This window comes from Herpetosiphon llansteffanensis (assembly GCF_003205875.1).
Lineage (GTDB): Bacteria > Chloroflexota > Chloroflexia > Chloroflexales > Herpetosiphonaceae > Herpetosiphon > Herpetosiphon llansteffanensis.
Genome location: NZ_PUBZ01000128.1, coordinates 1 through 13847, shown reverse-complemented (window position 1 = coordinate 13847; position 13847 = coordinate 1). Strand labels below are relative to the sequence as shown.

Below are 13847 nucleotides of genomic sequence, written 5' to 3'. Positions count from 1 at the left end.
TTCGTCGCCAACACGGTGAACTATTACAGTCATATCCAATCGGAGCGCCTGCGGGCCGCGAGCAGGTATTTTATTGGCCGCGACGCTGAGATCGCGGCTATCACCGACTACCTAGATCGGGCCGACCTCGCGCCGGTCTGTCTTATCCACGGCATGGCTGGGTATGGTAAGACAGAATTGGCACTCAAGATGGCGGAAAGCCTCGGATCGCGCTTCCGCCGCCAAATACTGGTTGAGATAGGCAGCGAGCCAAACGATCTACACGGGAAGATCGCTATTCTTCAGCGCGTGATAAGTATGCTGACCGCCTGCGCTATGCCTTTGTCCGATGACCTTGATGCACTGCAGCAGCAATATTGCGGTCTGCTGGAAAACGAAAACGTCCTCGTCGTAGCGGATAATGTGCAGTATCGAAGCCAGTTGCACATCCTGCGCCCTCCGGCAGGATGCGCACTGCTGGTTACCAGTCGTGACAGCCTGCCAAACGAACATGGAGCTAACGCCAGCGTGGAGCTTGGAATGCTTTCACCAGACCAAGCGATGCGACTGGTCCTCAACATCCACCAGCCGATCGGCGCTCAGGCTGAGCAACTTGCGAAGCTTTGCGATTATCAGCCGCTGGCGTTGATAATCGTTGCCAGAGGGCTTAGGAAAACCCCGGCTCAGGCGATAGGAGTTTACCTAGAGCGGCTGCGAGCGCACAAACAACGTCTCGAACGACTGCGCCTGCAACCTGAGGGTGGCGCATGGGCGGACAGCGATTCTCACTCTGGCATCGCAGCCGCGATCAATCTTAGCTATCAACTGCTGAGTCCGGCACAAAAACGAGGGCTTCTCCAGATCAGTGTGATTGTGGCGAGTTTCACCAGATCCATGGCCCAAACAGTTCTCGGCCTTGGTAACTACGATCTACTGGAAAGCCTAACGCACTGCGGCCTGCTGGTCTGGGATGCTGAACGCAAGCGTTATACCATGCACAATCTCGTGCGCAGCTTTGCCCTGCGGCTGCTTAACCATCGCGAATCTGCCCGCTGTATGAAGCGCTACCTCGAACACACGATCGCTGTGGCTAGTGCTGTTGGGCAGCGGGTCTTCCAGCCGTACCAGCGTCCACAAGCGCTTCAATCCCTCGATCGCGAACGACCCCATCTTGATATGGCCTGGGCATGGCTGCTTGAGCGAGCAACGAACCCTACCTATGCCGCCCAACTGATTGTCCTAGCGAGCACCATGGCTGATATCCATATGCTGCGTCCCTGGCCACGCGAAGAACTGCTCATGCGTCACATAGCATGGCTTCGAGCCACACGGCTACTCGGCGACCGCGACGCGGAGATCCGTGCTCTGATTAAACTCGGCCAGGTCTATTGTTTGCGCGGTACACACCGTGCTGCCCTAGAAACGCTCCACATAGCCTGCAAGCTTGCAAGTCAGCAGAGTAACTATGCTGCACAGGTTATGGCCTTACAGTTTGCTAGTGTTGCCTGGCTGGCGCTGGACGACTGCGAACAAGCAATCGAATCTTATCAGCAAATAACCAGCAATCGCATAACCGCCCTCCGCATTATTGCAGACCCATCCAGCTGCTCTGTACCTAGGTCGTGCCGTCAAACTGGGGATGCCAGCGTCTTTAATCAGCTCATGCTTATGCGTCAATGCTACCGGGTCTGGCAGAATCCGAGTGGCGAGCTGGCAGTCCTCGTCCATGCTGGAGCCTTAGCCAGCGGTTCTGGAATCTACGTGGCTGCGCTCGGAATCTACGAGAACGCGCTCGCACTGGTCGCGATTCAAGGTAATCGATATATCGAAGCGCAAATCCGCATCCAGCGCGGCGCAATCTACAACCGTATTGGCGATCATCAGGCAGCGCTTGCCGACCTGGAGCAAGCGCTTGTGATCGCTGACGCACTTGGCAGCCGCCCGCTGCAAGGACTCGCACGGATTTTTATGGGACAGTATTGTCTGCTGCGCAGCAAGTATCTGGAAGCCCGCAACTGGATTGAACAGGGATTAGCAATCAGCCAGTTGGTCAAAAACCAAGCCAGCGAAGCTCTAGCGCTCTATTTTAGGGGAATGCTAGAGCTTGCGTATGACCGCAGCAGTCGAGCGTTGGAAGATGTGTTGCGTGCCGAGGAAATCGCTCACAAAATTGATAACCAACTGCTGCTCACCGACATCCACAGGCTGCTAGCGGCGGTCTATTGTGCGACCGGAAATATCTCGAAGGCATTTACATGTTGTTACCGCAGCCTCGACACCGCGCGCCTTTTACAGAATCCCGTCGCCTTTGGGATGGGAATGTGGGCACTCGGTCTGATCCATCAAAAAGATGGCGCTCTTGAAACTGCCGTACGGGTTTTCCAGCTGACTAAAAAGCTCGCCCTAGATATGGATAACGTATTCCTTAGTTCGCTGGTATTTAAGAGTCTGGCTGATATTTACCTGAAGCAGGGACAATACGCGCTAGCCTGTGAGCACCTCGACCAGCTGCTAGAGTATACCGTCATCACTGGCAACACAAACGACTATACGTTGACTTTGCACATCTTGGTCTTCGTCTATCGACTGCGGAACCAATCCGACCCGGCGCTTGAGCGCTACAAGCGGTTGCTGAGCGCTGCCAGCAGCGGCGAGAACTCCAAAGAGTAATGGGGTTTACTGACCGCTTCAGATTGCGCGCCTGCGGCAAGCTGAAGCGGCGGTTTGTTTCTTCGGAAGCTAGCGACGATCAGACGCTCGCCACGCTATCAATTGTCAGAATCAGATCAGTATGATCGGAGATCAAGTCATCTGACGAAATACCGGGGAAGACAGCGAGTTTGTCGCCGGACATCTCAATCGTCTTAACATAAGTGCCAACCGTGGCCTGGATGCGTCCATCGACTGGAGTCGTAAAAGTGAGGCTGATTGTCCACAGCTCGGACTCAGGATCATACGATACCTTAAGGTCGCCGCTAAGCTCCTTCGCATGATAGGGTGCCGTCGGGCGGAGGAGGTATTCTTCCTCCTCAACACCGCGATGCATTGACCGCTGGATGCCGCGAAATTCCGCCGGAGTCGGCAGCCCGACTAGAGTTTGGCGAGGCATTGATAAGAGAAGTTCAAATGGTGAAGGCAACGGCAACGGAACTGTTGCGCGCGCTGAGAAGCTCGACTCCGCCAACCAAGGCTCGGACTCTAGCAACTCCGGCTCGGCAGCCACTGTGTCAAACAGCATCTCGTAGGTATCCGAACAATCGTCGCAGGTCAGCAGATGCTTCCAGACCTGCGGATAATGTTTCGCTGCCGCCAACAGATTGCGATATTCGAGCATAACGAACGCAGCCAGCGAATCCTGGCAATCGTCGCAAGAAATGTCGTCGATATCGCGCAACTCTAGCGCCGACATCACCATTTCGTATAGTGCGCCGCGGCAGAGCGCGCATTGGCGAATGTGGTCGACCATTCCCGTCGGTGGTTTTAGGCTGCTAGAACGATCACGCAACAGCCAATCTTGGATATCACGGCACGAGTAAACAAGCTTATTCATAACACGCTCAATGTGATTTCATCATAGTCAAATAGAAGATACCTTCACTATAATAGATGCGATCGAACAATATTTTTCGATCGCATCACTGCTGATCAAGATACGATTTTAATAATTTCCGAACGATCTCTAGAAGTGAATAAACGCGACTGACACTCAAATCCAACCTGCCGCCAATCATTTCAAGGGTTGCGTCATGGTGATGATACATTTGAAATATGATCAGCAATCGCGAATCTTTGGAATTCTCTAATATCTCTTCGAAATCTTTGATGGTCATGTTATGGATTGCCGAGCTTTCAACGGATTCCTGGAAAACGATAGCTTCCAGATAGTCTTCTAACGGAACCTTGATGCCTTTACGCGACCTTGTCGACTGTTTTCGATTCGCCTGGCGCGCCTCGTTAATGAGGATCGCCGTTAACCAGCTCAAAAAAGCACTTTCATACTTAAATTTGTGCAGGTTAGAAAACATCTTTGCCATTCCTTCTTGGCAAAGATCTTCATCGGAAAGCGCTGCATCTTTGTTCCAAAGCGCACCATGCTTGCCAATAATTTGCAGGCTTCGCATTCTGACATAGCCGACGGCTTCGTCGTATTGAGGATGGCTGGGGTTGCCGAGCACCGAGACCAACGCACGATCGGAGTGATAGCCACACACCGCCGTTTCGCGTTCGGCCAAGTCTTTTAACAGGCAACGATCCAGAAAGGCCACGTACTCAGTGAACGCCTCCACAGACAGGCCCCATCCATACCGCTCATCAAGGGATCGAATAAACACTGTACTACTCATGGCATTCCCTTAGGACAGCCCAGAAATGACAGCGCAGCTCAAGCGGCCCCAGGCCAACGGGATCGTCGCCCAGACCGTCATTTCTCAAACACTATTGTAGGATATGATAGAATTCGCCCAATTTGTACTTACCATCAATACCATAGATCGCATCGATTGGCAATACAAGCGGCTCGCCATCGACCAAATCGCACTGCACTGATGCCGCGCCAACGAAAGGCCTATCCATGCTGGAATCAGCCCTCCCTCCAGACGCTGTCATGGCAGTCATCACGCTGCTCGAACACAACCCGCGCCAGGCCGTGGAAGAGGCCAGCGCACTCGCATCGCAGCCCGACATAGCACCGTTCTGGTTCGACTATACCCTCGGCATCGCTCTGCTGGCTTGGGAGCGGGTGCTTGAGTCGCGTCCGTATCTGATGCGCGCCAGCGAGGCCGCAGCCGAAGACGGTCTGCCGCAATTGTGGCGTATTCATTGCCAACGCGGCGTGCGCATCCAAGAATCCATGGCTGGTCAGAGCACGACGACTGAAGCTTGGGAAGACCTGATAAATCAGTACTCAGCGCTTGGTGATAACTTGGAGGCAGCGCGCACAGCCATCTATCTGGCGCGCGCTTGGCATAGCCAGCGATCTGGCGATGTCGACACTGTGGTTGACCGCTGGATTGGGGTCTTTGATCCGAGGCGACATGCCAGCGACATGGGTCGCCTGCTGCGTGTCCAAGGCGCATCTCTGGTTAACAAGGGCAACTACGCGGAGGCCAGCCAGATCTTCGACATGGCGCTCGCCTGCTTCAGGCAGGACGGCAACTTGATCGAAATAGCGCGCTGTTATCTCGAACAGGCCTGGCTCGCCATCCGACGCGAAGCCCTGACCGAGGCCGAAGCCCTACTTGATATGGCGGAGACAATCTTCGAGGCCAACGATCTTCCGCTGCAACTCACATTCGTGAACCTGAACCGTAGTATTCTCTGTCACCTGCGTTGCCACTTCGCCGCCGCGCTGTTTTATTGCCAGCAAGCCCGCGACCAGTTTCATGCACTCCAACGAATCATCGATATCGGCAGTTGCGAATTAGAACTGGGCGCTATCTACGAGCAGATCGGCCATTGGGAGGCGGCTCAGGCCCACTACACGCTGGCGCTAGCGCTTTTCGAGGTTGGTGCTGCGCCAGGGCGCGCCTTGATGTGCTACCTCAATCTCGCGAGCATTGCCGCACTCGGCAAGGATAGCATGCGCGCCGAGCACTTCCTGAGATTGTACGAGCAATTCCCCGCATCGGCCAAGTATGTGACCTACAATGCTGCCGCAAAACGAATCAGAGCCAACATTCTTGTCGAACAGGGGCGCTTTGCCACCGCTGTGAGACTCCTGGACGAGGCCGCCGCTATCTTCGTTAGGAACGGTGACACGACGCGTGCCGCCGAGTGTCGACTGGAACGGGTCTGGCTATCGCTGCGCCACGCCCTGCCCCAGAATAACCCTGCGAGCCTTCTAAGCGAGCTGGCACGCGACCTAGCCGAGCAGCCCATCCACCAATGGCGCGCCTTCTACGGTCTCGCGCACTGTTGCGCTGCCGCTGGCGACTTCGCAGGAGCCCTAAATCACTACCAAACTGCTAGCGAACTTGTGTTCACAATGCGCCGCCAACTGGCAAGCGAACACTTAAGCAGCAGCTTGTTTAACCAGGCGGCAGAGATGTACAGAGCTGCACTCCACTGCGCCATTGACGCGACCCGCCCGCTCGTCATCCTGCGTCTCGCCGAACACCAGCACGCTCTGACCTTGCAACGATTGTTGCTTGTGGCACCGCCAACCATCGATGCCAATCCCAAGATGGAGGAAGCACTCAACACAATTCGTCAGATCAACCATCCAACCCCCGGACAGCTCTTACCAAGCAGGGCCACGCTCCAGGAAGCGCTGGATACCTACACCGATAGTATCGCCCAAACCCGCCATCGCCACTTTCCACCTGATATTCCTGTGCAAAACGTCAACCTCGCCGACATCCAGGCTGGCTTCGCAGCGACTCATGGCGACGATTGGACGTTGTTGTATTATGTTTGGCTCGATGAGACCCTGCTCATTTTGATGATCGATTCGCAGGGCATCCATCATCATTGCGTAACGCTGGATGCGGGTGTGAAGACTGCCTTGCAACTTGCCTGCGACCGGACGGCGCGGAAATACACCTTTCGCAACGGCGGAATGCTGACCGGTGTCCAAGCGGTGCCGTGGGAGCCACTTGTCACGCTGGGCGCGTTTTTGCTGCCGATGTCGTTGCAGCCGCGCCTACACGAACAGCATCGCCTGTATATTGTTCCGGCGGGCATCCTCCACGCTCTTCCATGGGCGGCGCTGCGCGTTCTTGACAATTGGCTCTGCGATCGGGCGATTGTGCAAATCGTTCCCAGCATATCGTTACTGGAATTCAATTATTCGATCAGGGAAACCGGAAATGTTTTCCTAGGTGGATGCAGCAAATTCGATGGCCGACATCCGCCGCTGGATAAGGTAGAAAGCGAGCTATCTACGCTCGATCGGCTGTATTCCCCAACCCATCATGTCGCCGTCGACCCAGATTGCACGCTTTCCGTGATTCATAAAGCGCTGAGGCAAAATATCGGATATGATGTTATCCATCTCGCCACGCACGCAAACGTGCGTTCGTCACAGGCGGTGGTTGGCTCGATTGCCTTTGCTGATGGAGAGTTGTGGCTCGATGAAATCACGCGGCTTTCTGTAAATAACGCCCAAGTTATTTTGTCAACATGCGACGGTGCCATCGCGGATGTCCTGCCTGGTGAGGAGAATCTCAGTCTAACATGGGCTTGGATCATCGCTGGTGCAAGCGGGGTGCTGGCAAGTTTATGGCCAATTACCGATGGCCGCATTTTGCCCTTGATTGGCGACATCCACGCTTCTATAATTGCCGGGCAAGACCTTGCGGCGGCGCTGACCGCCGCCCAGCGCCAACACATCAAGCATGGCGAGTCGCCGTTAGATTGGGGCGGGTTCCTTTTTACAAGCCAGCACGTTGGTCTACGCCGAACGGATCGGCGGCATGTATCCACGCCACCGATCCAACGTGATTGGGTCATGTTAGCCGACAATCGTAACATCAAGCATGATTAGCGGTAAGGTCGGCAACAGGCCACCACCGCCGCCACAGACAATTGGGTTTCCGCACGCCAGATCCAAGGGGGCTGTGACCGAATTCGCTGATGGCCACGCGCTGAAGCCGCCACCGCCGCCGCAGACAATCGGGTTGCCGCACGCTAAATCTAGGGTGGGAGAGGTAGCGACCTGACGGAAATTAACATGACCAGAACCAAACAGCGTCGCTGCCAACATCAGACAAATAAGCGTTTTCATAGGGCCAACTCCTTGTGTTATCGGTCAGGCACTTCCTGACAGAACAGAGGAGTCAGCCGAAGCCGTTGCGTCTCATGGAAAAATCGGAATTTTTGACCAAATTCGGATTGGCGGGCATCCATTGTGACGCGATTCGGCATAGGCAATGCGAGAATCAACAGACCATCAGCGCAAAGGAGCGGGATTGTGCCCGTTAGAGCTAGAGGATCAACCTATGGATATTGAAGAAACGATCCGAGGAGAGTGGCGGCAGATGCAAAGTCGCTACAGCTGGCTGCTCGTGGGGGCCGACGATCTGGAGGATTTTCTTGCGGCAATCACCGCCGACATGAGTCAACGCCAATCCCAAACTGACGGGCAGTTGCAGGCTAAGGCTGTCATCCAGCAGCACTATTACCGCCGCACATACGACGCTATCATCAAACATAAACTCAACCCCCGCGACCCTGGGATTGCCGCGAGCGCCCAACAAGCCTGTGCTGAGGTTTATGCCCTAGTCTGGCGCTTAGTCATGGAGCGCGGCTACGACTCACACCTTGCTGAAGATATCGGGCAAAAGGTCGTCGAGCGCTTGCTCACCCGACCAGACAAGGTTAAATCTCCGGAAGCGCTGATGATGTGGGCGTGCTGGCAGATGCGGGACTTTCTTAAACAAGCGAATAATCAGAAACGGGCTGCCGACAGCCTTGATCAGGCGCAACTCGGCGAAGATCGCGAGGGAGAAGAAAAAATAGTGCGCGAAACCGCATCTATAGAAGACACAAGCAGCCAGGTTGAGACAGATTTATTCATCCAAGAGATATTCGATTTGCTTCCGAACATCCTTTCAGATTTTCAGCAGCAAGTTATCAATCTCGTCGTTGTCCAAGGCTATATGCCCAGTGAACTGGTTGAGCAACTCCAAACGACAGCGCGGCGCATTCGCGTTGAAAAATCGCGCGCCTTGGCAATAATTCGCGCGCATCCTCGTATCAAAAAATGGCTAGAACTAGCATAAGGCGACGTTTGTCGTAGATAACAGGTGCAATAATGAGCAATCAATATGAGAAAGACGCGCTGGAGCGCGCGCTCAAAGCAAAATCTCCACTCGAATTAGAAGAAGCGCGTGAACAAATCCCGGCCTTGATCGCCGCAGAGCTCGCTGGCGACAATGTCGATCTTTCGTTCGCAATGCTATTTAAGGCGTTTGATGTTTATCCTGAGCTAGCAGAAGAATATTTCACCTTGATGGAAACGCAGATTCAGGAGTTGGAAAACGAAAAGCCGCTGATCAAGCCGCCAACAATTCCACAGTTTGTGGCGGTTCCGATAGCGGAGCACGTCGAGTCACCGAACATCGTCACGGCCATTATCGCACTGCTCAGACCTTTGAAATTTGCAAAAGGTGCAACCTACGCAATCGAAGCGCCCGACGATATTGTCGGCATCGTTATGGAAGCGACGATGCCACCAGTGAGCAAAGGCAGCCGACGAGAGCTGGCAGTGGAATTGGTTGAAGGTGCCGAAGCGATCTGGCGCGTCACTGCCTCGATCGGTGGTATTGATCTGACGCTTATTCGCCAGGAACAACAACGATTCTACTTTGATCTGGACGCTTTCCCTCAAGAATCGCCGATCGAACTGCGCTTCCACCCCAGCGGCCCACACGATCAAGCGTCGCGCTGATGCATAGCGGGCAGCACGAGGATTTCGAGATCCTATCTTGGCTAGGGTAACGAGTGCAACTGCGCCATGGTCGTTTGCGCTCGCCAGCAGTCTTGTATGAAGCGCTGAATGATGCTAAGCTGGGCTGAATCCCAACCGCAATCGATAGAAGTAGATCAGAATCATTTGGCGCTGGTGGACTAAGAAGGAGTACGATTGATGGATATGCGGGCGATTCAGAATCGCATAGGCGCAAAACAAAAATCTATAGAGATCCATAAAAATGCTTTAGCTATTCTCGAACAGAAAGTAGCCTCGTTTGGTTCGCTCTACACTCCCCCTTATATTGAACTGGAGATCCAAGCGCATCAGGCCAAGATTCAGCAGTATGAATATGAGATTCATCAACTCAACAACATGCTTGCAACAGCCCAGCCGAGTTATGTGTTGCCTCCATCCCGAGTTGTTATGGTGACATGTTGCTTGATAATTTGCAGCCTGATCGTAATATTCGGTGTCCTAGAGGTATATTCGCCCGACTCTACCTTGACTATTCCTTCGGTTGAACCAGTGACACAGGTTATTGAACCAACGCCCGTAGATCTTGCCAAGAATGGCAGCTTCACCAGCGATTGGAACGTCGATTGGGAACAAGATATTGACAAACCGGGCGGCAACATGGACGTGCAGATCGTTGATACTGGATTTTCAGAATCGGGCAAAGCGCTGCATCTCACGTATTCTGGCGACAAAGGTGGGATATTTATTAAACAAAGCCTTGATATCCCTGACACCAATGTGAACATCCATGCCCAGGTAAATCCCACCTCAGTCGAAGCGGGCGCTCTTGAATGCGAAGGACTCATTTATAAGTGCACGGGCTATGCGGGTCTAGTGATCAATATGTACGGCGAGAACAAAACCGAGGGGGATTTTATTGCACAGATCCTGTATGTCCACGAATCAGCGGATATAGGCCTGAAAACTCAGAATAACCGCATCATCAAAAGGATTAGTTCCGGATGGTCACCGATCTCTATCAATCTGGATCGAGAACTAAGAAGCCAGCTCCCTGGAATGAACACGAAATTAATCAAAAATATTGACCTTATTTTTTTTGTTGCAACCCATGAGCGCTGCAAAAACAATAAATGTATGGCATCGATGGATGTTTCTGATGTTAAAGTCATCGATAAATAACTCTTCAAGCTTTCCGGTATCGTTTGGAATCAGGGTACGATTTTTGAGGACAAGAGACTACAAGATTACATAGACATCTGCGAACCATGTTCCTCTAACCAAGATTACAGAGCTTATAGGATCTGTCTGATAATTCCATGGTAGACGCTCCGACAGGAGGTGTGGATGGCTCGCCATGCATGAAACGCAACTTTTTGGTTGATGGAGCAAAGATGCAGCCTTTGATTATACTTGTTGCCCCAACTGCGGCCATTCCACCTACAGCAGAAGAATTAACTGAACACGGCTATAGAATAGTTGGTTGTGATAGCATTCAGCAAGCCTTAGATACGATTGATCAGATTAAGCCAGATTTGATCTACATCATTGATCATTTTATCGAGGGATTCCGTGATCCACTAGAAATTTATTTTTATACACGTCAGATATTAAAGCAGCCGATACCAATTATTTTGATTGGATTTCGGCATATACCTGAACATTTGACCCATCTTGATCTCGCTTGTTTCGATTTGATGCAGATCGAAGCGGCGCTGAATTTGGTTTATGCGCTGCTGCCAATTTAAATTTTTGTTCCTTGAATAACGAAGGTTGAGCGAATCGACTGCGTTTTGAGATGTAAAAATTCTTGGCGCTGTGGATCGGCAAGGTAGCGCTCAAAATCGGCACTTGAAGCAAATTCAAGCAGATGAATTTCATCGGGCTGCTCGATATGTTGCTCAATTACTGTCACAGACGTTGGCCGAATGCGCAACAATAAACGCCCATGATACTGCGCAAGCAAGGGCAAAACCAAGGCTTCAAATTGCTCGAACACCGCTGTTTGGCCTGGGTGGAGATAGATTAATTGGGTCAAATAGATTGGCATTATTGCTCCGTCGCCCAAGCATCCAGCACTTGCTCAATGCTATAACGGGCCATATTCGCCAAAAATGGATTGGTGTGTTGATAGTAGGGCAAGGCAATCAGCGCCACCGACAAGGCCCAGCCTCGACCGCGCAACCATGTGGCTTGATCAACATTCATGGCCGCGCGAAACGCAAGCCGCGTCTGGCGATCGAACAAATTCCAGGCTGGCAGTAAATCGCAGGCCGGATCGCCAATTGCCAACGCACCAAAATCAATCACCGCGCTAATCTGATTATCAACAACCAACAAATTGCCAGCATGCAAATCGCCATGAATCCAGACTGGCGCATGCTGCAATGGTTCAATGTGGATTGCATGCTCCCAGACTGCCAAAACCCGTTCTGCATCAACGAGATTTTGCGCTTCGGCCAGTGCCGCGCGAGTGGCTGCATCGCGCTGAATCAGCGGCACGCCGCGCGCAGTTGGCGAAGCAGGCACAGGGCCATGCTGCGCATCAATCCGTTGCAAGGCATGCAGAAATTGGCTCAAATCAAGCTGAGGATTTTTGGGTGGTGCAGTAACTGCATTTTCGCCAGCGAGCCAGCCATACACGCCCCATTGCCAAGGGTAAGTATCGTTTGGTTGGCCTTGGGCAATTGGTTGCGGAATTTGGAGCGGTAGCTGCGGTTGGAGCCATGGCAACCACCGAAAATCACTGGCAATTTGATCAATTGCCCAAGCGATGCGTGGCAAACGCACGACCATGGTTTCGCCCAAGCGATAAAGCGCGTTGTCAGTTCCAGCCGATTCGACCTTGTGCAACGGCAAATCAGCCCATTCGGGAAATTGGCGAGCAATCAGCGCTTGCACCAACGCTTGATCAATTGGAAACTCATTCGCATGCATCGTTGACATAAATTATCCTTAAACAACGTCGTACAAGCATTATGCGCAACAATGCTTGCACGAAGATCAATCTAACGAACGACATTAGCCCAAGAGCAGATGTAAATCGCCAAATTCATGCCAAAGATAGTGCTGTTCCAAGGCTGCACGATAGCATAACTCCAAATGTTCGTAGCCCGCCAAGGCCGCCAACATGGCCAAATGAGTTGCTTTTGGTTCGTGCAAGCCCGTCAAAATGCCATCAATTGCCCGCAAACCGCGCTCTGCAGTAATCACCAATTCAGTCCAGCCTGTTTGCGGATGCACCAAGCCGCGTTGATCGACGGTGCTTTCGATGGCCCGCACGCTGGTTGTGCCAACCGCAATCACTCTGCGGCCATCGGCGCGTGCCCGATTGATCAGGTCGGCGCTGGTTGCAGGCAGGCTATACCATTCTGCATACGGCGGCTCGTGATCTTCGAGGCTGGCCACGCCTGTATGCAGCAACAATGGCGCAATTTGAATCCCTTGGGCTACCAACCGCGTTAACAATCGCTCGGAAAAGGCACGGCCTGCAGAGGGCATTTCGGCACTGCCCAGCGCGGTTGCATAAACGGTTTGATAGTAGCTACTAGGCCAATCTTGGGCCACATAGCCATAGTGAATTGGCTTGGCATGCTCGGCGAGATAGCGTGGCAACGGCAGCGGCAAGCTCAAACTGGCAATCCACAAGCGATTGGTGGTTGCGCCGTTGGCTGCATAGCCGCGATGAATTTCAAGTTTGCCACCAGCAGGCAAAGCGAGGCTCGTTGCGGCGAGAGCTTCGCGATAGGGCAGGCTGCTCGTGCCATGGGGCTGGCGAATTTCAACCAACCACAATTCAGCCAACAATTGGGTTGAAAGATGCACGATTAATTGCTGGCCCGCCTTGGTTGTTGCCGGAATGGCTGCATTCAATGTGCCGCTGGTATTGATTGCCAGTACATCGCCTGCTTGCAAAATCGTTGGCAATTGATCAAAACGATAGTGCTCAATCTGGTTTGAGCGGCTATGCGACACCATCAAGCGCACTTGATCGCGCTCTAGGCCGCGTGCCTCGGGCGGCTCGCCCGCCTCAAGCATGGTCGGTAATTCAAAATCTATCGTTGTAAGCATCACAAGCTCACTTTCATGATTTAGAAGAGCATAGAACATAGAACATAAAGGTTGAAGGATGAAAATCAAAAGAAAAGTTGGGCTATAGGCTTTGGGCTATTGGCTATTTGTACTGGTTCATTGCGTTAACCATGTTTTGATCCCCTCACCCCAACCCCGCTCCCGTGCGCGGGCGAGGGGCTTTAATCGGCTGCTTTTACCGCCATGGGGTGCGAAACCATGGTCGGCTCCCCCTCGCCCGCGTCCAGTGGGAGAGGGGGCTGGGGGGTGAGGGAATGCGATTGCCAATCCAATGTACCAGTACAGCTATTGGCTAATTATTCGTGTAATTCGTGCAATTCGTGGCTAAACCAGCCTTCGCGTTCTTCGTGATCTTCGCGGTTGCTCGACCCCTGACCCCTGACCCCTGACC

12 protein-coding genes are annotated in these 13847 nt (G+C 52.8%); 6 read left to right on the top strand and 6 right to left on the bottom strand.

The window, feature by feature from the left end; translation table 11 throughout:
* Window positions 1–15: 15 nt before the first annotated feature.
* The gene (locus C5S61_RS20910) at window positions 16–2649 is read left to right on the top strand and encodes a tetratricopeptide repeat protein (protein ID WP_164689698.1); all 2634 of its coding nucleotides are present in this window, start codon (window positions 16–18) and stop codon (window positions 2647–2649) included.
* A 79-nt stretch (window positions 2650–2728) separates the two neighbouring features.
* On the opposite strand, the gene C5S61_RS20905 is transcribed toward C5S61_RS20910, so the two are convergent.
* Both C5S61_RS20905 and C5S61_RS20900 read right to left on the bottom strand, forming a co-directional pair.
* Complete coding sequence (locus C5S61_RS20905; protein WP_110518458.1) at window positions 2729–3529, bottom strand: hypothetical protein; 801 nt, start codon at window positions 3527–3529, stop codon at window positions 2729–2731.
* Between the two features lie 85 nt (window positions 3530–3614).
* Window positions 3615–4322 carry a sigma-70 family RNA polymerase sigma factor gene (locus C5S61_RS20900; protein ID WP_110518456.1) on the bottom strand — a complete coding sequence of 236 codons (708 nt, stop codon included), beginning with the start codon at window positions 4320–4322 and terminating at the stop codon, window positions 3615–3617.
* A gap of 227 nt (window positions 4323–4549) precedes the next feature.
* On the opposite strand from C5S61_RS20900, the gene C5S61_RS20895 reads away from it, so the two are divergent.
* Window positions 4550–7462 carry a CHAT domain-containing protein gene (locus C5S61_RS20895; RefSeq protein ID WP_110518454.1) on the top strand — a complete coding sequence of 971 codons (2913 nt, stop codon included), beginning with the start codon at window positions 4550–4552 and terminating at the stop codon, window positions 7460–7462.
* Here the strand turns inward: C5S61_RS20895 and C5S61_RS20890 are convergent.
* Window positions 7430–7702, bottom strand: coding sequence for a hypothetical protein (locus C5S61_RS20890; RefSeq protein ID WP_110518452.1), 273 nt, complete (start codon window positions 7700–7702; stop codon window positions 7430–7432). The two genes, C5S61_RS20895 and C5S61_RS20890, sit on opposite strands and share 33 nt — an antisense overlap.
* A 214-nt stretch (window positions 7703–7916) precedes the next feature.
* Between C5S61_RS20890 and C5S61_RS20885 the strand changes: the two genes are divergently transcribed.
* The 4 genes from C5S61_RS20885 to C5S61_RS20870 all read left to right on the top strand — a co-directional run bounded on the left by C5S61_RS20885 (window position 7917) and on the right by C5S61_RS20870 (window position 11112).
* Window positions 7917–8699, top strand: a complete 783-nt coding sequence (locus C5S61_RS20885; RefSeq protein ID WP_164689697.1) for a sigma-70 family RNA polymerase sigma factor — start codon at window positions 7917–7919, stop codon at window positions 8697–8699.
* A gap of 32 nt (window positions 8700–8731) precedes the next feature.
* Window positions 8732–9367: a hypothetical protein gene (locus C5S61_RS20880; RefSeq protein ID WP_110518447.1), complete on the top strand. Its 636-nt coding sequence runs from the start codon at window positions 8732–8734 to the stop codon at window positions 9365–9367.
* A gap of 198 nt (window positions 9368–9565) precedes the next feature.
* The gene (locus C5S61_RS20875; protein ID WP_110518445.1) at window positions 9566–10546 is read left to right on the top strand and encodes a hypothetical protein; all 981 of its coding nucleotides are present in this window, start codon (window positions 9566–9568) and stop codon (window positions 10544–10546) included.
* A gap of 212 nt (window positions 10547–10758) precedes the next feature.
* Window positions 10759–11112, top strand: a complete 354-nt coding sequence (locus C5S61_RS20870; RefSeq protein WP_124033480.1) for a PleD family two-component system response regulator — start codon at window positions 10759–10761, stop codon at window positions 11110–11112.
* Here C5S61_RS20870 and C5S61_RS20865 read toward each other — a convergent pair.
* From C5S61_RS20865 to C5S61_RS20855, 3 genes are all read right to left on the bottom strand, one after another.
* Window positions 11109–11414: a DUF1330 domain-containing protein gene (locus tag C5S61_RS20865; protein ID WP_110518441.1), complete on the bottom strand. Its 306-nt coding sequence runs from the start codon at window positions 11412–11414 to the stop codon at window positions 11109–11111. The two genes, C5S61_RS20870 and C5S61_RS20865, sit on opposite strands and share 4 nt — an antisense overlap.
* On the bottom strand, window positions 11414–12310 hold the full coding sequence (locus C5S61_RS20860) for an aminoglycoside phosphotransferase family protein (protein WP_205701453.1): 897 nt from the start codon (window positions 12308–12310) through the stop codon (window positions 11414–11416). Before C5S61_RS20860 ends, C5S61_RS20865 begins: the two co-directional genes overlap by 1 nt.
* 75 nt (window positions 12311–12385) lie before the next feature.
* On the bottom strand, window positions 12386–13435 hold the full coding sequence (locus C5S61_RS20855; RefSeq protein WP_110518439.1) for an S-adenosylmethionine:tRNA ribosyltransferase-isomerase: 1050 nt from the start codon (window positions 13433–13435) through the stop codon (window positions 12386–12388).
* Window positions 13436–13847: the final 412 nt, after the last annotated feature.